This is a genomic window from Streptomyces sp. NPDC086554 (assembly GCF_040686095.1).
Lineage (GTDB): Bacteria > Actinomycetota > Actinomycetes > Streptomycetales > Streptomycetaceae > Streptomyces.
Window position 1 is genome coordinate 155,339 of the sequence record NZ_JBFBJK010000007.1, and the last position, 18,547, is coordinate 173,885.

An 18,547-nucleotide genomic window follows, 5' to 3' on the forward strand; every position below is an offset into this window, starting at 1 on the left:
CAGGCGGGCCATGTGAATCTCACGTGCGCCCGGTGACAGACCGACGATGTCCGTGTTGCCGCGCTCTGCCATCGTGGGAGGTGAGAGGCACCGGGCGGCTGGCCGACACGGCAGGGCACCCGCTCAGGTGCTGGAGCGTCGCAGGCTGGAGGCTTCCGTGGACAAGCGGTACGAGGTGTACTGCCTCACGAACCCGCATTTCTACGACGCTCCGCACCATGGCGGGACGCGCGGCGGCTTCCGGCAGACCAGGTGCGGGCCCCCGGCGGCGTGGGCCCGCGAGGAACTCGGCGAGTGGGTGGTCTGCCGCCCCGCCGACGCGGTACTTCCCCCGCAGGGCTGGAAGATCCACGTCTCGGCGTGTCCGGACAACGCGCAGGCGATCCTCGATGCGGTGTGGGACTACTGCGTACCGCGCCGCATCGCCTTCAAGTTCCTCCCGGGCGTGGACGCCCTGTTCCTCGCCAACGCGAAGTACGCGCACCGCGGCTCCAGCGGCAAGTTCGTGACGGTCTACCCCGTGGACGAGGCCCAGTGCGAGCGCGTGCTCACCGATCTCGGCACCGTCCTCGACGGCCGGCCGGGGCCGTACATCCTCAGCGACCTGCGCTGGGGCACCGGTCCGCTCTACGTCAGGTACGGGGCCTTCGCCGACCGGTACTGCGTGTCGGCCGACGGCGTGCTTGAGCAGGCAGTGGAGGATCCCTCCGGGCGTCTGGTGCCCGATGTGCGCGGTCCCACCTTCCAGGTGCCTCAGTGGGTGCGGCTGCCGGGATTCCTCGAACCTCACCTCGCCGAGAGCCGGCGGACCACTGTGGCCGACCTGCCCTACCGGATCGAGGAGGCGCTGCACTTCTCCAATGCCGGCGGACTGTACGCCGCCGTGGACACGCGCACGCAGGAGCGCGTCGTCCTCAAGGAGGCGCGGCCCCACGCGGGACTCACCCCGGACGGCGCGGACGCGGTCGTCCGCCTCGAGCGTGAGCGGGAAGCCCTGGAACGGCTGCGCGGCCTGCCCTGCGTCCCGGCGATCCACGACCACTTCGAACTGGGCGGACACCACTTCCTCGTGGAGGAGTTCGTCGAGGGAAGGCCCCTGCACGCGCTGTTCGTCGAGCGCTATCCGCTCACCGTGCTGAACCCGGACCCGGCGGCGTTCGCCGACTACACCACGTGGGCCCTCGACATGCTGCGGCAGGTGGAAGAGGCGGTGGAGGCGGTCCACGGCCGGGGCATCGTGATCGGCGACGTGCACACGTACAACGTCCTGGTCCGTCCGGACGGCAAGGTGGTGCTGATCGACTTCGAGGGCGCGTCGGACGTGGCGGACGCGCGGCACCAGGTCCTCGCCGCCCCCGGCTTCCTCGCGCCGAGCGACGCCACCGGCTTCGACATCGACCGGTATGCGCTGGCCTGTCTCAGGCTCTTCCTGTTCATGCCCCTGACCGGCCTGATCGACCTCGACGGCGGCAAGGCGCGGCAGCTCGCCGAGGAGGCCGCACAGCTGTTCCCGGTGCCCCGCGCGTTCCTCGACGTGGCCGTACGTACCCTCACGGGCGACGGCGGGATCGCCACCGGCACGGACGACGGACCCCGCCTTGAGCCCGACGGGCCCGGCTGGCTGCGCGCCCGCGAGTCGATCACGGACGCCGTCCTGGCCGCCGCCACACCCGAGCGCCACGACCGGCTCTTCCCGGGCGACATCGAGCAGTTCACCGTCCCGGGCGGCGGCCTCGACGTGGCCCACGGCGCGGCAGGCGTGCTGTACGCGCTGGACGTGACGGGCGCCGGACGCCACCCCGACCACGAGGACTGGCTGATCCGGCACGCACTCCACCCGGAATCCGGCACCCGCCTCGGCTTCTACAACGGCATGCACGGCATCGCCTACGTCCTCGACCACCTCGGGCACCACGCGGAGGCCGTCAAGATCCTCGACATGTGCCTGGGCGAACGGTGGGAGTCACTGGCCCTCGACCTCAAGGGCGGCCTGTCCGGCATCGGGCTCAACCTGCTGCACTTCGCGACCACCACCCAGGACACCGCCTTCCGGGACGCCGCCCGCCGCGTGGCGGAAGCCGTCGCCGACCGCCTCGGCCCGGCCGACGGCGTGCCGGAGACCAGCGGCGGCGCCCACCCGAGAGCGGGCCTGATGCACGGATCGTCCGGGCCCGCACTGCTGTTCCTCCGCCTGTACGAGGACGTCGGCGACCCGGCGCTCCTCGACCTGGCCGCCACCGCACTGCGCCAGGACCTGCGCCGCTGCGTCGTGCGCGAGGACGGGTCGATGGAGGTGAACGAGGGCTTCCGCACCATGCCCTATCTCGCCGACGGCAGTGTGGGCATCGGGATGGTCCTGGACGACTACCTGATCCACCGCACCGACGAGCGGTTCTCGACGGCCGCGGAGGCGATCCGCAAGGCGGCCGGCGCGTCCTTCTACCTCGAACCCGGGCTCTTCGACGGCGTCGCCGGGATGATCCTCCACCTCAGCCGCGCGCACCCGCCCGGCACCGCCGCCGTACGGGACCCCGTGATCGCGGGCCACGTACGCCGTCTGGCCCGCCACGCCTGCCTGCTCGACGGCCGCCTTGCCTTCCCCGGCGAGCAGTTGATGCGGCTGTCCATGGACCTGGCCACCGGCGGCGCGGGCGTTCTGCTCGCCCTGGGCGCCGCCTTCCACTCCCGGCCGGCCGGACTGCCGTTCCTGACACCGGGCCTGACCGCTGATGACCTCCCCGTCCCCAGCCGATTGCAAGAGAGGGGGTGAGGACATATGTCACTCCTCGAACTCCAGGGTCTGACCATCGACACGGAGACCGGCTACCGGCCGCCGCCGGGTAGCCGGGCAAGCAAGGGTTGCCACACGGGCAGCTACCTGAGCCTGCTGTGTCACGTCCTCTGACCGCCACGGCGGGGGCACTTCGGGTGCCCCCGCCCCTTCTCGGGAACCGTACGACGACGGGAGCGGCCGGTGGACCGACGAACGGCGGACCGTCTGCTCCTTGCGACGGTCCGGCGGGGCGGTGCGTGGGGCGGCGTCCTGGCCGCCACATCCCTCGTGCTCGCCGGGGTCTACGTCGCCCTGCCCGCCGTCATGGGCCGCGCCGTCGACGCCGTGCTCGGGCACGGCGACGCCACTCTGTGGCTGACTCTGTCCGCCATCGCCGTCGCGCTGCTCGTGGTGTGCGACGCGGCGGACGACTACGCGGGCGCCGTGGCCGACGCCCGCGCCACTGCATGGCTGCGGCACACCCTGCTCGGGCACGTCCTCGGCATGGGAGCCCGCGCCACCCGCCGCTACACCCCCGGAGACCTGGTGGCCCGTCTGGTGGGCAACACCGCCCGGGCCGGTGACGCCCCGTCGGGCCTGGTGTGGGGGGTGACCGAACTGGTCCCTCCCGTCGGGGCCGTGGTCGCCCTGGCCCTCATCGACCCCTGGCTGTGCCTCACCTTCGTGGCCGGACTGCCCTTGGTCGTCCTCGTGGTCCGCGCCTTCGTCCGCGACGTCTCCGACCTGAACGACAGATACTTCGCCACACAGGGCCGGATCGCCGCCCGGCTCGTCGACGCCCTCAGGGGTATCCGCACCATCACCGCCGCCGGGACCACGGCCCGCGAGGCCGACCGGGTCCTTGAGCCACTCCCGGAACTGCACCGCCACGGCCTGGGCATGTGGCGCGCCTTCGCCCGGGTCTCCGCACGGGACGCGGCGATCGTCCCCCTGCTGCAGGTCGCCGTCCTTGCCGTGGCCGGAGTGGAGCTCGCCCGGGACCGCATCACACCGGGGCAGATGCTCGCCGCGAGCGAGTACGTCCTGCTGGCCACCGGCGTGAGTTCGCTGGTGGCCTCCGTGAACCGGCTCGCCTTCGCCCGCGCCACCGCGGGGCGGGTCGCCGAGGTGCTTGGCGAACCCCTCGTGGCGTACGGCGGCGCGCGACTGCCCGCCGGGGGCGGCGGGCGGCTTGAGTTCCGCCGGGTGACCGTGCGCACCACCGAGGCCGGCACCGTACTGGACCGCGTCGACCTGGATCTGCCCGCGGGCGCGCTGACCGCCGTCGTAGGGCGCTCCGGATCCGGCAAATCCCTGCTGGCCGCGCTGGCCGGGCGGCTGGCCGACCCCGACGAGGGCGAGGTGCGGCTCGACGGGGTGCCGCTGCGCGATGTGGACCGTGCGGAGCTGCGGCAGGCCGTCGCGTACGGCTTCGAACGCCCGGTGCTGCTTGGCGAGACCTTCGCCGATGCGATCGGCTTCGGGCCACGGACACCCTCGGACGCGGAGGTGCCGGCGGGGGCTGCCGCCGCGCGCGCCGACACCTTCATCCGGACGCTGCCCGAGGGGTACGCCACCCGGCTCTCCGCGGCCCCGCTGTCCGGCGGGGAGACCCAACGGGTCGGCCTGGCACGCACGTTCGTCCAGTCTCTGCCGTACGGCCGGCTGCTCGTGCTCGACGACGTGGCGGCCAGCCTCGACACCGTCACCGAGCACCACATCAGCCAGGTGCTCACCGGGGACGGGGAGTTCGCCGGCCGTACGCGGCTCGTCGTGACCCACCGGGCCTCCACCGCCGCCCGCGCGGACCTGGTCGTCTGGCTCGACGCGGGCCACGTCCGGGGACGAGGCACGCACCGCGGCCTCTGGGCGGAGCCCGGGTACCGGGCCGTCTTCGGCCACGGAGGTGCCGGGTGAAGCCGGGGGCGCGGCGCCTGCTCCTTTCCACGCTGCGCACGCGGCGCGCGGAGTTCGTCCGGCTCACCGGCTGGTCGCTGGTCCAGGCCGTGCCCGCGCTGCTGTCCGGCTGGCTGGTCGCCCGGGCCGTCGACAACGGCTTCCTCGCGGGCCGCAACGCCGAGGGCTTCGGCTGGCTCGGGCTGCTGGCCTGCGCCTTCCTGATCGGCGCCTGGGGAACCCGGCATGCCACGCTCCAACTGGCCGGCGTCGTCGAGCCGTTCCGCGACGACCTGGTCACGCTCGTCGCCACCGGCACGCTGCACCGCTCCGCCCGCCTCGGGCAGAGCGCCGACACGGCCGGTGTGGCACGGCTGACCGAACAGGTCGAGATCGCCCGCGAGTCGTACGGGGCGGTCGTGATGTTCGTGCAGACCTTCGCGGTCACGATGGTGAGCGTGCTGCTAGGCCTGGCCGCCCTGCATCCCGCCCTGCTCCTGTTCGTCCTCCCCCCGCTCACGGCCGGGCTCACCCTCTTCCTGCTGGCCCTGCGGGCCATGGCGGCCCGCCAGCGGGCGGTCGTCCTCGCCGACGAGGCCATCGCCGAGCAGGTGAGCGCGGTGGCCGAAGGGCTGCGGGACGTGACAGCCTGCGGCGCCGAGGAACACGTACGCGGGCGGACCGGCGCCCGCATCGACGAGGCGGCGAGTGCGGCCCGCGCCCTGGCCCGGCTCACCGCCTTGCGTACCGCCGCGCTGGGCGTGGGCGGCTGGCTGCCGGTCGTGCTCATCCTGGCCGGGGCCCCCTGGCTGGTCCGGGGCGGGGTGACGGCCGGCGCGATCCTGGGCGCGCTGACCTACGTGTCACAGGGCCTGCAACCCGCCCTGCGGGGCTTCGTCCAGGGGCTCGGCGGCAGCGGGCTATGGCTCCTTGTGACGCTCGGCCGGATGCTGGAGACGGCAGGCCCGGCGGCCTCGGCGGAGGCAGGGACATCGACGACAATCCCGTCCCGAGCCGCCGGTGTCGATCCGTACGATGTCCCGTTCACCGCCACCGGTTCGCGGAAGCCCAGGGACGGCGGCCCACCGCCCACAACGGTGGCGGGTGTGCCCGGGGGCAAACAACCCGCGGACGGCAGCGCCGAGCCGGGCGATGTCCCGTTCACCGCCACCGGGCCGGGCGGGGACAGCGGCCCACCGCCCACAACGGTGGCGGGTGTGCCCGGGGGCAAACAACCCGCGGACGGCAGCGCCGAGCCGACCGATGCCCCGTTCACCACCATCGGCCCGCGGAAGCCCGGGGACAGCGGCCCACCGCCCACGACAGCGGCGGATGCGACCGGGGGCGAACAACCCGCGGACGCCAGTGTCGAGCCGACCGATATCCCGTTCACCCCCGCCGGTCCAGGCAAGCCCAGGGACAGCGGCCCACCACCCACGACAGTGGCGGGTCTGCCAGGGGGCGAGCAACCCGCGGACGGCGGTGTCGAGCTGCGCGGTGTCACCTTCGGCTACGCCCGCTCCGCCGAACCGGTCGTCCGGGATCTGGACCTCACCCTCCCCCCGGGCACCCACCTGGCTGTCGTCGGTCCCAGCGGCGCGGGCAAGTCCACCCTCGCCGCGCTCATCGCCGGGGTGCTCGACCCGCAGGCCGGCCGCATCCTCCTGGGCGGCGTCCCGGTCCGGGCCCTGGACCCCGGACGGCTGTCCCGGTCCCGTGTGCTGATCCCGCAGGAGGCGTACGTATTCGCGGGGACCCTGCGCGAGAACCTCGTCTATCTCCACCCCACGGCCACCACACCCGACCTCGACGCGGCAGCCAACGCCATCGGCGCGGACGCGCTCGCCGAACGCCTCGGCGGCTACGACGCGCCGGTGAACCCGGCCCTGCTCTCCGCCGGTGAGCGCCAGTTGATCGCCCTGGTCCGCGCCCTGCTGCCGCCCGCACGCCTTGTCCTGCTCGACGAGGCCACCTGCCACCTCGACCCGTCCGCCGAGTCGGTCGCCGAACAGGCCTTTGCCTGCCGCCCGGCCACCTTCATCGTCTGCGCCCACCGGATCAGCTCCGCCCTGCGCGCCGACCTCGTCCTCGTCATGGACGGCCCGCACTGCCGCCTCGGCACGCACGACCAGCTGGTGGCCGAATGCGCCCTCTACCGCGACCTGATCGGCCACTGGGACCACTCGGCGGCCGACGTCCGGCACTGATCCGCGGTGCCGGGCCAGTGGACCGGGGCGAGAGATGGCCGAACCTGACGGCCGATGGCAGCCCCCGCTACAACCAGCCCGCATCCCGGGCGATCCGGATCGCGTCAATACGGTTGCGCGCCTGGGTCTTCCTGGAGACCGCGTTCAAATGATTGCGGACCGTTCCCACCGACAGCGAAAGCCGCTCGGAAATCTCCCGCGTCGGTGTGCCGTCCGCCGCAAGGCGCAGAACCTCCAGCTCCCTCGGGGTCAGCGGGCTCTGTGTCGAGGAGAGCGCCAGCAACGCCAGTTCCGGGTCGATGAACCGCTCGCCCGCCGCCACCTTGCGGACCCCCTGGGCCAGGATGTCGCAGGAGCCGTTCTTACCGATGAGGCCTGCGACCCCCAGCTCCAGCGCCTGTCGCAGATACTCGGGGCAGGCCGAGCCGGCCACCAGCAGGGTCCGGCACTCCGGCAGCCGCGCGGCCAGCTCCCGCGAGGTGCCCAGCGCACTCTCCTCACCGCCTTCGATGTCGATGACGACCACATCGGGCCGGTACGACAGCGCCCGCGCGACCGCCTGGCCGAACCCCGGCGACGCCGCGACCACCTGGATGTCCTCCTCAAGTGTCAGCAGGGCAGCCAGTGCCCCGCGCACCAGATCTGTCTCCTCGACGAGAAGAACACGGATCAACATCACTCCCGCCCGGCCGTACCCGGCCTCTGTCGCGCGACACGCCCCGGACCCTCCGACGACGCCGTGCGAAGTATCCCCGCCTGTCCACCCCATTGCCGGAAGGCGCCCCGTCAAGGTTCCGCACCACCACCGATGCGCACAGCAAGCAGATACGTCGCGGGCCGAACCATGCGCGCCCGCCCCGCGACATCATCGGCAAAGTCCGCGCCGCGAGGCGGCAGGTCATGTCGAGATGAACGGCTCCGTCAGATGCGGCGTCGCCAGGTGCAGCGTGATGGCGGTTTCGTGGCCGAGCATGCGCTCCCTCGACTGGTGACCGGGCGTGTGACCCGGCGTGGCGACCGCGCGTCCCGCGCGCAGCGGCGTGTCCCCGTCCAGGAGCCGGAGCCGACCGGCCGCCTCGAGCGGGTCGGTGAGGGTCTCGCGAAGCTGCGGGTTGAGCGCGTCGAGGGCGTCGAACTCGGCCCTCTGGAGCAGGTATTCGGCGTTCGGGAAATAGGGGCGGCGGCCGCTGGTCGCACTGCCGGGCGAAGGGGCGCCGCCCACCGCGCCGCCCACCGCGCCGCCCACTGAGGGGACGGCCGCCTCGGTCACGACCGCCCACCCGACGTGGTCGGTATGCAGATGCGTGAGCACCACGGTGTCGACCTCGGCCGGGTCGATGCCCGCGGCGGCGAGCGACTCGGGGAGCGCACCGGGCACGGGCGCCCACGAGCCTGCCGGGCCGTCCACCGGACCGATCCCGGCGTCCACGACGGTGAGGCCCTTGTCGCCGCGGATCGCGTACGCGCGGAACTGGAGCCGCCAGCCGCCCTCGGCGTCGACCGCGCCCGGGTCGTAGCGGTCGGCCTCGGCCCACTGGGCGGCCGTGGCCTCGGGAAAGGCCTCGGCGCGCGGAGAGAAGAACGCGCCCTCGCCGTAGGCGAGGGCGATGATCTCCGGCTCGTGGCAGTGGGCCGGTCAGCTGCGGAAGGGGCCCGTGACTTCGTAGGTGATGCCGCCGGACGAGCTGCCGCTCGTACCGCGCTGGCTGGAGAAGTAGAGCCGCTTGCCGTCCGGCGAGAAGGCCGGGCCACAGATCTCCGAGGAGGACTGGCCGTTGATCCTCAGGAAAGTCGCAACCACCTCGTCCGGCGTGATGATGCAGATCTCCATGTTGCCGCCGTCCTCCGCGACGTACAGGTCACCGGAGGACGCGCCGGTGACGTTGTCGACACCGGTCAGCGGGGCTCCGCCACCGACGACCAGGGAGTCGTCATAGGCCAGCTCATAGGTGCCGGCGGCCAGGTTGAGCTGCCAGACGCGGCCATCGCCCTTGGTGGTGAACCAGACGGTGTCATTGGCGTAGTGGCAGCCCTCTCCGCCGTTGAACAGCTTGGCGCCGGAGACCTGGTCACGGGTCGGCGTCGGCGAGCCGTCCGGGTCGGGCACGGTCGCCCAGGTGAAGCTGCCGGAGGTGGCCGTTCCGGCCTTGAGGACCTGGAGCGTGCCTGCCGAGAGGTTGCCCCACGTGGACGGAACGAACCGGTAGAAGCAGCCGTCCGACGCGTCCTCGGTCAGGTAGATCACCTTGCGGACCGGGTCGGCGGCGGCCGCCTCGTGGTTGAAGCGGCCCATGGCATCGCGGCGCACGGCGGCGTTCACGCCCCACGGGTCGGTCTCGTAGACGTAGCCGGTGCTGACCTCCTCGCAGGACAGCCAGGTGTTCCAGGGGGTCGCCCCGCCGGCGCAGTTGCGGTTCGTGTTGGACAGGATCTGGTACGAGCCGGTGATGGAGCCCGTCGAGTTGAACTTGATCGCGCCCGCGCCGCCGGTGGAGGAGATCTCCGAGTTGGAGACGTAGATCCAGCCCGTGCCGTCGGCGAAACAGGCGCCGCCGTCGGGGGCGTTGTGCCAGGTGTAGGCGGTGGAGCCGACCTTCTGGCCGGACCGGGCGATCACCCGGCTGGTGAATCCGCTTGGCAGCTGGATGCCGTTGGCATCCGCCGTGCCGAGCGCTCCGTAAGGGCCCGGGCCCTTCTGGGCCGGCGCCGCGTAGGCCGCACCCTGCATCAGGGTGTAGCCGAATGCCGCTGCTGTGCCGCCGACGACCGCTCCACGCAGGAAACTACGACGTTCCACTTGATCACTCCAGGGGTTCGTGACCGTCCCTGCCGCACCGGTCGGGCGGCGGGGTCGCGGGGGGGCGCTTCCGGAACGTACGAGTCCCGGGTTGACGGTGCATCAACGACCGATGAAGCGGAAGCGACTGCTGCCGGCCTGTTGCGCGCGGCCGATGATCTCGGCCGCGCCGTTCACCGTGACGCGTCGGCCCCGGCCGTCGGCAGATAGCGCGGCGCGCGCCAGGCTTTCAGCCGCTGCTCCACCGCGGCCCCCAGAGACAGGAGCTCGGCGTCCTGGTGGTCACCGGCCATCAGGAGCAGGCCGACCGGCAGTTCGCCCACGGACCCGGCGGGCACCGAGAGGGACGGATATCCGGCGACGGCCGCCGGCGTGGACGAAGGGATGACGTCGTTGTCGCCGCGCGCGCAGTCGGTCGTCCAGGCGGGCGGGTTCATGGGCGCCGCGATGGCGTCCAGGCGATGGGTGGCCATGGTCTCGTCGAGGGAGCGCCGGGAGAGGTCCTTCAACTCGGCGCGCATGGCACGGTACTTGGGGTCGGTGGTGGGCGGCGCGGAGATTGCCTGCTCGAACAGCTCCTGACCGGCGAAGCAGGTCTGTTCCTCGGGGTGGGCACGGTTGAACTCGATCAGCTCGGCGAGGTTCTGGGGTCCCTTGCGCGTACCGAGGTAGGCGTCGATGTCCCGGTGGAACTCGCTGAGCAGCGCGGGGAATTCGAGTTCGGCGAGCCGCGCCTGGTACGGGGGCGTCACCTCGACGACCACGGCTCCGGCCTTGCGCAGCTTCCTCGCCGTACGGATCATCACGGCGTCCACGTCGTCTCCGAGCGAGGGCAGGCGCCACAGCCCGATCCGCTTGCCGCGGAGGCTGGTGCGGGCAGCGTCACCGTACGAGCCCTTGCCCTCGCTCAGCACGGACAGCGTGAGCGCGGTGTCGACCACATTGCGCGCCATGGGCCCGGCCGTGTCCTGCTCGGCTGAGATCGGGACGACGCCCGACTGGCTGACCAGGCCGAGGCTGGGTTTGTGGCCGACGACGCCGTTCATCCCTGCCGGGCACACGATGGAGCCGTCCGTCTCGGTGCCGATGGCGACCTGCGACAACGACGCGGCGAGCGCGGCGGCGGAGCCGGACGACGATCCGCACGGGTTCCGGTCGAGGACGTACGGATTATTGGTCTGCCCGCCCACCGCCGACCACCCCGAAGTCGGCTTGGCAGCACGGAAGTTGGCCCACTCGGACAGATTGGTCTTGCCGAGGATCACCGCCCCCGCCTTCCGCAGCCGGGTCACAAGCGCGGCATCGGTGCCGGGCGGGCTCCCGGCGAGCGCGAGCGATCCGGCCGTCGTCGGCATTCCACGGGTGTTCACATTGTCCTTGACCAGCACGGGGATACCGTCCAGCGGCCCCAGGGTCTTGCCGCGCCGGTGCCTGGCGTCGCTGGCGGCCGCCTGGCGCAGCGCCGTCGGGCTGGTGCGCAGCACCGAGTGAATCCTGGGATCGACGTCCTCGATCCGCCGCAGGTAGGCCCGGGTAAGCGCCGCCGAGGTCAGCGAACCGTCCGCCATGCGCGCCTGTAACTCCGGAATCGTCACGGTGTCCAGATCGACGCCGCGGTCCTCGGCAGCTTGCGCACCGGTCTTCGGTACGCCCGTCAGAAGCGCCCCCGCGACGAGGGCGGCGGTCATTGCGGCCATGCTCTTCTTCCTCATGCGGGTCAGCGGACTACACGGGCCGCGTCCGGCGCAAGGGTGCGGGGCTTCCACAGATCGCGGCACGCACCGGGTTGGGCAGGGTGCGGCTTTCAGCGACTTCAGGTCCCCGATCCCAGCCGCCGACCCGCCGGCCAATCCCACGCTGACGTGGGTGACCTGGCGCTGATGACCAGCGCGTCGGTGGCCAGTCTGCGTGCCGCCCCGAACAACAGCGACATCGCGCCGGTCCCGCGCCCTCTCTACTCTCTGCCGACCGGACACCGGTGGGATACCGGGTGCCGGTGGTGACCGTGCTCGGCGAGGACGTCCGGGGTGAGCATCGCCGACACCCGCACCCGCCACCACGTCTGCATCCGCACCCACGGCACCGGCCTCCCGGAGGTCGCCGACTGGACCCAAACCGGTTGATGCCCCAGCCGCCGCTCCGGCGGACAGTCGGCTCAGCTCTGGGCGGGGGTGAGCACCACGAAGTCCGCGTTCGACGGGTCGAGACAGACGGCCAGGCGGCCGACGCCTTCCGCGTCCGCCGGTCCCATCTGCACGCTCCCTCCGTTCTCGGTGACCTTCGCGACCGCGGCGTCGCAGTCGGCGACAGCGAAGACCGGGTGCCAGTACGGCCGCCCGCCCGCCAGCGCGAGGTCCTCTGTATGGAGCTGCATGAGGCCGCCCTGCATGCGCTCTTCAGGCAGCCCGGCGGGCGTGATGAGGGTGTACGTGCCACCGCCGCCCGGCAGCTCCGTGTCGCTGAACTGCCAGCCGAACACTCCGCCGTAGAACTCCCGGGAGGCCGCGGCGTCGCTCGTGTACAGCTCGGTCCAGGACAGCGAGCCCGGCTCGTCCGCCAGCTCGAAGCCCGAGTTCTTCCCTGGCTGCCAGACGGCGAACTGACCCCCCAGCGGGTCGCTGTACTGCGCCATCCGGCCCCAGTCGTCGAGGTCCCTCGGCGCCACCCGCACCGTGCCGCCGGCGCGCTCCACGGCCTGAGTCGTGGCGTCCGCGTCGGTGACGGTGTAATAGATCATCCAGGCCGAGCGCGCTCCCTCCTCGCTGAGCTTGCCGAGCCCGGCGACGGTCTTGCCGTCCTTCTTGAACATCCCGCCGTCCATGTCCTCCGTCTCGCCCATGGACTCGTACTCCCAGCCGAGCACCGCGCCGTAGAAGGCCGCGGCGGCCCGGACGTCCGGGGCACCGAGGTCGAGCCAACAGGGGGAGCCGGGAGCGAGGTCAGTGGTGATCACGACGATTCCCTTCGCAGATACTGTGTGGCACCAGCCTGGCACTCGGCACTGACAGTCGCGCGTCGACCGCCGCCAGGGCCTTTGGCGGTGGCCTGCGGGTCGAGGACGTGCACGGGCGGGCGGGCCGTCGTCGGTGCCGTGCCACACGCGGAACTCCTGCCCGTACCAGGAGCCGTGGCTGCGCACGTCGTCGTCCGCCGCGGTGCCGTCGCTGCCGTCGCCGACCATCGCCACCGTGTGCCCCTCGGGTGGGTTACGCGGTCGGGAAGGAGACCTTGGTGAGGTTCTCCGAGGCGGTCCAGGTCCGCCGGGCCTCCTCTGCGCTGCGCAGCCGGGAGTAGAGCTTCTGCTCTCCGGGAGGGCCGCCCATGTGCCCGAGTCCCCGCGGCCCGTAGAACCCGCCGCGCCTGGCGTCGGGAGAGGTGGCGGCGAGGAGGGCGGGAAACTGCGCGCTCTCGACCGTCCCGACGATGATGCCGCGGGCGGACAGCGCCCGGATCAGGCGCACACCCATGGTGTCCTTGCTCCGGCCGACCTCGGGGCGTGCGGCGAGCAGACTCGTCGGGGCGACTCCCGGATGGGAAAGGAGGGGCTGCCGATCCGGGCCGGACGACCACGGCCTGGGGTGCTCGCGCGGCGGGCTGACCACCAGGATTCATCTCGCCGTCGACGCCTCACGAGGCGTCGCGACCAGGTACGACAAGCTCGCTGTCCGCTACGAGTCGACCGACCGGCTCACCCTCATACAGCAGGCGCTGTGGCCGCCCGTCATGCACGATCCCGATCACGCCACGGACCGTCCGGCACCAGGGTGCCGAGCACGGCCGGCAACTGTGGCGGCTCAACCGGGTCTGGCAGCGAGCTCAGATCCGACCATGCGATCCAGGCGTGCGTGTCCAGGTTGACCTGCTCGTCGGGGAGCAAGCCGGTCCGCACGAGCGATGGTTGCTCGTCGGCGAACTGCGCAACGAAGAAGTGCTCCGTCCCGATGTACCGCTTGCCGTTCCACTGAACATCACGGTCGACTGGCACAGACCGATCAAGCACCGCAGCCGGGTCGAGTCCGGTTTCCTCGGCCAGTTCTCGTCGTGCCGCCATCAGCGGCGTCTCGCCCGGCTCGATACCGCCACCGGGAGGCTCCCAGAGCCACGTCCCGTCGAACGGATCACGCCAGTGCAGAAGAAGCAGGCGATGGGCAGCGTCCAGACAGATGACCCGAGCGGCGGGCCGGTGCGTTGTTTCCACCATCCTGACGCTATGTGGTGCTCACATCCTGGATCTCAATACATCGACCTCGCAGCCCGGCGCGGACGGGTCGAAGCCGTGCTCGACCAGCCGGCGAACCCCCAGCAGGCTTCGCATGCCGCCGCGTGTGCTCCCTCGTCGCAGCCCACTCCTCGGCCCCCCGTGGTCACCCTGTGGCCATGACTCACGCTGCCGCCGGGCCCGATCGCCGGGGTCACAGCTTCTCCCGGCCGATTGCAGGCCGCCTCCGTGGCCACCTCGGGCCCACCCGCTTGCTCGGCGGCCGGCTCTCGGAGGTGGACGCCGAAGGTGCTCCCGCGCTGACGGCGGCAGCCTCGGCCGGGGCGATGCGGCGCAGCAGGAAGCCCGCGGTCAGGGCCATGACGAACATCACCACCGCGTACACCGCCGAGGGGATGGCCATCCGGGTGCTGTCAAGGAGCGAGGGACTGAGGGCGATTGCCATCGACAGCGTGGTGTTGTGCATGCCGATCTCGAAGCAGGTGGCGACGGACTGCCGGTGGTCGCCGCGAGCCAGCCGGGTCGCGCCGTAGCCGATGGTCAGGGAGATCGCGCCGAAAAGGAAGACGACAAGGCCGACGTCGGCGAGATAGCCCAGTACGTTCTCACGCTCGGCGGCAAGCGCGGCGATGATGATGCCGACGAGCGCGGCAACCGCCGTCACCTTGACCATCCGCGTGGAGCGCTCCGCGAAGTCCGGACGGCGGTGTCGGCCAAGCATCCCCGCCGCGACCGGCACCAGCACGACGAGGAAGACCTGCAGTGTCTTGTCGAAGCGCAGTCCCAGCGCCTCGTCCGTGCCGGTCATGAAGTGGTCGAGGGAGAGGTTCACGACGATCGGCAGCGTGACGACGGCGATGACCGAATTGATGGCGGTCAGCGTGACGTTGAGGGCGACGTCGCCGCCGAAGAGATGGCTGAAGATATTGGCCATCGTGCCGCCGGGAGAGGCCGCGAGCAGCATCATGCCGACGGCGAGCGCGGGACTCAGGTCGAAGGCAAGCACCAGGCCCAGACAGGCGGCGGGCAGCAGCACCAGCTGGCAGACGAGCGCGACGGCCACAGGCCGCGGATACGCCGCGATCCTGCGGAAGTCGGCCACAGACAGGCCGAGTCCGAGACCGAACATGATCACGGCGAGGACGGCGGGCAGCAGATAGGTGGTCAGCGGCGAGTCCACGCGAACAGACTCCGGGAGGCTGCTCGAAAAGTCCACGACCGTACAGAACAGCTCCCGCACGCCGACCGCGGCGGAGAGGCGCAGGACCCCGCGCCCGGAACCCGGCGACCGAGGCCGCCGACCGGACGACAGGAGCCCAGTGAGCTCAGTCAGCCCCCTTCGACTGGGCAGCGCAGGCGGGCTGCCGGAACGAACTCGCTTGGACAGGCCTCCGGGTGGGTGACTCGCGCGACCGCGCCGTGCGGCCGATGGGCCGCGCCTGTGGCTCTCAGCCGGTGACGAGGTTGAGGTCGTCGGCGCGGCTGCCAGGGGCGACGAACTGCTCGCCGTCGTCGAGCGGACCACTCCCGATGTCGTCCTGACCGACCTGGCCATGCCCGGACTTGACGGCGTGGCCGCCACCCGGGCACCGGCGCCCACCGGACTGGGCACCGCCGGTACGGGTTGACCGAAGGCCAAGGTGGAGTGGCGGCTGACCATCCACGCTGCGTGGGCCATCGGGCGTCTTCACATCCCTGCAGCCATACGGTGTACCAGGCGCGGATGCCGGCGGCTCGCCGGGAGGAAGCCTCCCCAGCACGGAGCGATCCGTGGCGTCAGCGCAGGCCGGCGGGCTCATCCAGCGAGGATCCCGACGGCACGCTGCCGCTGCTCCGGGCCTACGGTCCGGCGGGGTACCTAAGCTGGCGGTCATGAGGATGCGACCCACGTTGACCTGGGAGCCTCAGGGTGACCCGCCTCCTGCCTCGACCGACCTGTCGGCAGTTGTCGCCGCCGTGCGTGCGGGAGGTGTCGTCGTCCTCAGTGGAGCGGGCCTGTCGACGGAGTCCGGCATCCCGGACTACCGCGGGGAACACGGCTCCCTTCGGCGCAACCACGTACCCATGACCATCCAGGAGTTCACCGCCGGCGACCACGCGCGCCGAAGGTACTGGGCCCGCAGTCAGCTGGGCTGGCGGGCCATGAACCGGGCCCGTCCGAACACCGGTCACCTGGCGGTCGCCGCACTGGCCGAAGCAGGCCTCGTCACTGGCGTGATCACCCAGAACGTCGACGGGCTGCAACAGGCCGCAGGGTCGCCGGACGTGGTTGAGCTCCACGGCAGCCTGGGCCGAGTGATCTGCCTCGGCTGCGGTCGTGTCAGTGCTCGATCGGAGCTCGCCAACCGGCTGCGGGAGGCCAACCCGAGGTTCGAGGCCATCGCCGAGCAGTACCAATCGGCGCGCGTCAACCCTGACGGGGACATGGAGCTGCCCGATGGGGCGGTCCGCGAGTTCCGAGTGGTGGCGTGCACCGCCTGCGGTACCGGGGTCCTCAAACCGGACGTCGTGTTCTTCGGTGAGAACGTGCCGCCCCAGCGGGTAGCGGCGTGCCGAGGCCTTGTCGGAGGGGCGGCCGCCTTGCTCGTGCTGGGTTCTTCCCTGACGGTCATGTCCGGGCTCCGATTCATTCGCCAGGCGGCCCAGTCTCGTACCCCGCTCCTGATCGTGAACCAGGGCCCCACCCGTGGTCACCGCTGGGCCGACTGCCGTATCGACCTCCCGCTGGGGCGTGCGCTGACAGACGTCGTGGCTCAGGTCGGCCTCTGACACAGTGCCGTGTGGCTCTGCACGCGAGGCCGGGAGTCGTTCCGACGTGATGGTGGGAGCGACTCCAGACCTGATCGACCGTCAAGGCTTCAAGTAGACCCTGGAGACGCGACACCCTGTACCCACCCGCAGACGACAAGGACCTCACTCCCGCCACCCCTTCCAAACACGAAGAAGGGGCCACCCGAAGGTGACCCCTACCTGCGACGTTTCCGTCGGGACGACAGGATTTGAACCTGCGACCCCTTGACCCCCAGTCAAGTGCGCTACCAAGCTGCGCCACGTCCCGGTGCGCGTGTCCCGCGGTGTTCTGCGTGATCGCGCAGACAGAACTTTACCCCACGTTCGGGGGTGGTCCGCTCCCTCGTCGCGGGGTGCGGGGAGGGACAATCGGCGCATGAGTTCCGCACCCCGATCCGATGGACCTGGCCGTGACCGTGACGCCGAGGGGCGGGCCCGCAGCGCGCGGCCGCGTGACGGGCTCGGGAGGCCGTTGCCGTACGGCGCCGAAGGCGTGGAGCGGCAGCCCGAAGGGGTCACGCGTACGCCCGACGAGACGATCGCGCAGGCGCAGGCGCTGCTGGACGCCGGGCGGCCCTTTCACGCGCACGAGGTCTTCGAGGATGCCTGGAAGTCGCGACCCGATGACGAGCGTGACCTGTGGAAAGGTCTTGCGCAGCTGGCCGTTGGTCTCACCCACGCGGCGCGCGGCAACGCCACGGGCGGTGCACGCCTGCTGCTGCGCGGGGCGGCCGCGGTGGACGCGGGGCGGCGCGAGGAGCGGCCGTACGGGATCGCGGTGGACGGACTGCTCAGCTGGGCGCGGGAGTTGGCCGAGCGGGTGGAGAAGGGCGGCTCCCCGGTGGACGCGGCCTCGTGCGCGCCGCGGCTGCGGGGTGACGCGGATGCGGGGTGACGCGGATGCGGGTGGGGAGCTCGGCGCGTAGGCGGCGGCTCCCCGCGGGGATGGCCGGGGGGGATGGCCGGAGGGGTAGGCCGTGGCTCCCGCACCCCGCAGGGCGCCCGTCGTGTCCCGTGGGGCAGACTCTCGGCGTGCGAAAGATTCATGTCATCGGCATCGGCGCGGGCGACCCGGACCAGTTGACCCTGCAGGCCGTCAAGGCCCTCAAGAGCAGCGACGTGTTCTTCATCCTGGACAAGGGCGAGGAGAAGGACGACCTCGTGCAGTTGCGGCGTGGGCTGCTGGACGAGCACCGTGCCGACGGTGCGTACCGCGTGGTCGAGGCGCGGGATCCGGCGCGGGACCGGAAGGCGGGCGGTGCCGACTACTCCCCCGCCGTCGGGGACTGGCGCAGCCGCCGTGCGGAGATCTACGAGCGGCTCATCGCCGATGAGCTGGGTGAGGGTGAGAGCGGGGCCTTCCTGGTGTGGGGCGATCCCGCGCTGTACGACAGCACCCTCGGCATCCTGGAGGAGGTGCTCGGACGGGGCGAGGTGGCCTTCACGTACGACGTCGTGCCTGGCATCAGCAGTGTCTCCTCGCTCGCGGCCAAGCACCGCACGGGGCTCAATCGCGTCGCGCGACCCGTGCAGATCACCACGGGCCGGCGCCTCGCCGACGGGGGTTTTCCTGAGGGGGTCGACGATCTCGTGGTGATGCTCGACGCCCATCAGGCCTTCCGGCAGTACGCCGGGCGGCCCGATGGCGGGGACATGTACATCTACTGGGGGGCCTACATCGGGACCGCCGACGAGATCCTCGTCTCCGGGCCCATCGACGAAGCCGCGCCCCGCATCGAGGCCTTGCGGGCCGAGGCCCGCGAGCGCAAGGGGTGGATCATGGACACGTATCTGCTGCGGCGCAACCTGGACTGAGCCCTCCGGGGTCCGCCGTCACCGGACCGGCCCGGCCCGGCATGCACCTG

The 18,547-nt window shown here is 71.7% G+C and carries 15 protein-coding genes, 1 tRNA gene and 3 pseudogenes; 9 read left to right on the plus strand and 10 right to left on the minus strand.

All coding sequences use genetic code 11. The features are described 5' to 3' along the window. The first annotated feature begins 157 nt into the window (after positions 1-157). The 4 genes from lanKC (at position 158) to AB0O76_RS13745 (ending at position 6,876) form a co-directional block, all read left to right on the plus strand. Positions 158-2,770: a class III lanthionine synthetase LanKC gene (gene lanKC, locus AB0O76_RS13730; RefSeq protein WP_365489306.1), complete on the plus strand. Its 2,613-nt coding sequence runs from the start codon at positions 158-160 to the stop codon at positions 2,768-2,770. Between the two features lie 6 nt (positions 2,771-2,776). Beyond that, entirely contained in the window at positions 2,777-2,905 is a 129-nt protein-coding gene (locus AB0O76_RS13735; protein WP_365489309.1) for a SapB/AmfS family lanthipeptide, read from the plus strand. A 69-nt stretch (positions 2,906-2,974) separates the two neighbouring features. Further along, on the plus strand, positions 2,975-4,690 hold the full coding sequence (locus AB0O76_RS13740; RefSeq protein WP_365489312.1) for an ABC transporter ATP-binding protein: 1,716 nt from the start codon (positions 2,975-2,977) through the stop codon (positions 4,688-4,690). Next, positions 4,687-6,876: an ATP-binding cassette domain-containing protein gene (locus tag AB0O76_RS13745; RefSeq protein WP_365489315.1), complete on the plus strand. Its 2,190-nt coding sequence runs from the start codon at positions 4,687-4,689 to the stop codon at positions 6,874-6,876. Before AB0O76_RS13740 ends, AB0O76_RS13745 begins: the two co-directional genes overlap by 4 nt. Positions 6,877-6,943: 67 nt before the next feature. Here the strand turns inward: AB0O76_RS13745 and AB0O76_RS13750 are convergent, their stop codons facing one another. The 6 genes and pseudogenes from AB0O76_RS13750 to AB0O76_RS13775 form a co-directional block, all read right to left on the minus strand. Then, positions 6,944-7,552: a response regulator transcription factor gene (locus AB0O76_RS13750; protein ID WP_365489318.1), complete on the minus strand. Its 609-nt coding sequence runs from the start codon at positions 7,550-7,552 to the stop codon at positions 6,944-6,946. 222 nt (positions 7,553-7,774) lie between these two features. After that, a complete protein-coding gene (locus tag AB0O76_RS13755) occupies positions 7,775-8,488 on the minus strand; it encodes an MBL fold metallo-hydrolase (protein ID WP_365489770.1) in 714 nt (237 codons plus the stop codon). Between the two features lie 24 nt (positions 8,489-8,512). After that, positions 8,513-9,673, minus strand: a complete 1,161-nt coding sequence (locus AB0O76_RS13760) for an alkaline phosphatase PhoX (protein WP_365489321.1) — start codon at positions 9,671-9,673, stop codon at positions 8,513-8,515. Between the two features lie 173 nt (positions 9,674-9,846). Next, entirely contained in the window at positions 9,847-11,385 is a 1,539-nt protein-coding gene (locus AB0O76_RS13765) for an amidase family protein (protein WP_365489324.1), read from the minus strand. Between the two features lie 443 nt (positions 11,386-11,828). Next, positions 11,829-12,626, minus strand: a complete 798-nt coding sequence (locus AB0O76_RS13770) for a VOC family protein (RefSeq protein ID WP_365489327.1) — start codon at positions 12,624-12,626, stop codon at positions 11,829-11,831. Between the two features lie 253 nt (positions 12,627-12,879). After that, positions 12,880-13,212, minus strand: a pseudogene (locus tag AB0O76_RS13775) (short chain dehydrogenase); the annotation flags it as partial. 19 nt (positions 13,213-13,231) lie between these two features. Here AB0O76_RS13775 and AB0O76_RS13780 point away from each other — a divergent pair. After that, a pseudogene (locus tag AB0O76_RS13780) lies at positions 13,232-13,324 on the plus strand (IS5/IS1182 family transposase); the annotation flags it as partial. 70 nt (positions 13,325-13,394) lie between these two features. Here the strand turns inward: AB0O76_RS13780 and AB0O76_RS13785 are convergent. The 3 genes and pseudogenes from AB0O76_RS13785 to AB0O76_RS13795 all read right to left on the minus strand — a co-directional run bounded on the left by AB0O76_RS13785 (position 13,395) and on the right by AB0O76_RS13795 (position 15,417). Next, positions 13,395-13,874, minus strand: coding sequence for an NUDIX domain-containing protein (locus AB0O76_RS13785; RefSeq protein WP_365489330.1), 480 nt, complete (start codon positions 13,872-13,874; stop codon positions 13,395-13,397). 18 nt (positions 13,875-13,892) lie between these two features. Continuing rightward, positions 13,893-13,988: pseudogene (locus AB0O76_RS13790) on the minus strand (aminoglycoside phosphotransferase family protein); the annotation flags it as partial. A gap of 97 nt (positions 13,989-14,085) precedes the next feature. Then, positions 14,086-15,417: a bile acid:sodium symporter family protein gene (locus tag AB0O76_RS13795; RefSeq protein WP_365489773.1), complete on the minus strand. Its 1,332-nt coding sequence runs from the start codon at positions 15,415-15,417 to the stop codon at positions 14,086-14,088. Between AB0O76_RS13795 and AB0O76_RS13800 the strand changes: the two genes are divergently transcribed. Both AB0O76_RS13800 and AB0O76_RS13805 read left to right on the plus strand, forming a co-directional pair. Then, a complete protein-coding gene (locus AB0O76_RS13800) occupies positions 15,332-15,520 on the plus strand; it encodes a response regulator (RefSeq protein WP_365489776.1) in 189 nt (62 codons plus the stop codon). The genes AB0O76_RS13795 and AB0O76_RS13800 overlap by 86 nt on opposite strands. 244 nt (positions 15,521-15,764) lie before the next feature. Beyond that, complete coding sequence (locus AB0O76_RS13805; RefSeq protein WP_365489333.1) at positions 15,765-16,661, plus strand: Sir2 family NAD-dependent protein deacetylase; 897 nt, start codon at positions 15,765-15,767, stop codon at positions 16,659-16,661. Between the two features lie 215 nt (positions 16,662-16,876). Here AB0O76_RS13805 and AB0O76_RS13810 read toward each other — a convergent pair. Next, positions 16,877-16,950, minus strand: a tRNA-Pro gene (locus tag AB0O76_RS13810). A gap of 108 nt (positions 16,951-17,058) precedes the next feature. On the opposite strand from AB0O76_RS13810, the gene AB0O76_RS13815 reads away from it, so the two are divergent. Continuing rightward, entirely contained in the window at positions 17,059-17,577 is a 519-nt protein-coding gene (locus AB0O76_RS13815) for a DUF309 domain-containing protein (RefSeq protein ID WP_365489336.1), read from the plus strand. A gap of 137 nt (positions 17,578-17,714) precedes the next feature. Then, positions 17,715-18,497 carry a precorrin-6A synthase (deacetylating) gene (gene cobF, locus AB0O76_RS13820; RefSeq protein WP_365489339.1) on the plus strand — a complete coding sequence of 261 codons (783 nt, stop codon included), beginning with the start codon at positions 17,715-17,717 and terminating at the stop codon, positions 18,495-18,497. The last annotated feature ends 50 nt before the right edge of the window (positions 18,498-18,547 follow it).

Coding starts and splice junctions, on each gene's coding strand:
- AB0O76_RS13805 (WP_365489333.1), top strand. CDS start 15,765: ATGAGGATGCGACCCACGTTGACCTGGGAGCCTCAGGGTGACCCGCCT.
- AB0O76_RS13765 (WP_365489324.1), bottom strand. CDS start 11,385: ATGAGGAAGAAGAGCATGGCCGCAATGACCGCCGCCCTCGTCGCGGGG.
- AB0O76_RS13785 (WP_365489330.1), bottom strand. CDS start 13,874: ATGGTGGAAACAACGCACCGGCCCGCCGCTCGGGTCATCTGTCTGGAC.
- AB0O76_RS13750 (WP_365489318.1), bottom strand. CDS start 7,552: ATGTTGATCCGTGTTCTTCTCGTCGAGGAGACAGATCTGGTGCGCGGG.
- AB0O76_RS13735 (WP_365489309.1), top strand. CDS start 2,777: ATGTCACTCCTCGAACTCCAGGGTCTGACCATCGACACGGAGACCGGC.
- AB0O76_RS13815 (WP_365489336.1), top strand. CDS start 17,059: ATGAGTTCCGCACCCCGATCCGATGGACCTGGCCGTGACCGTGACGCC.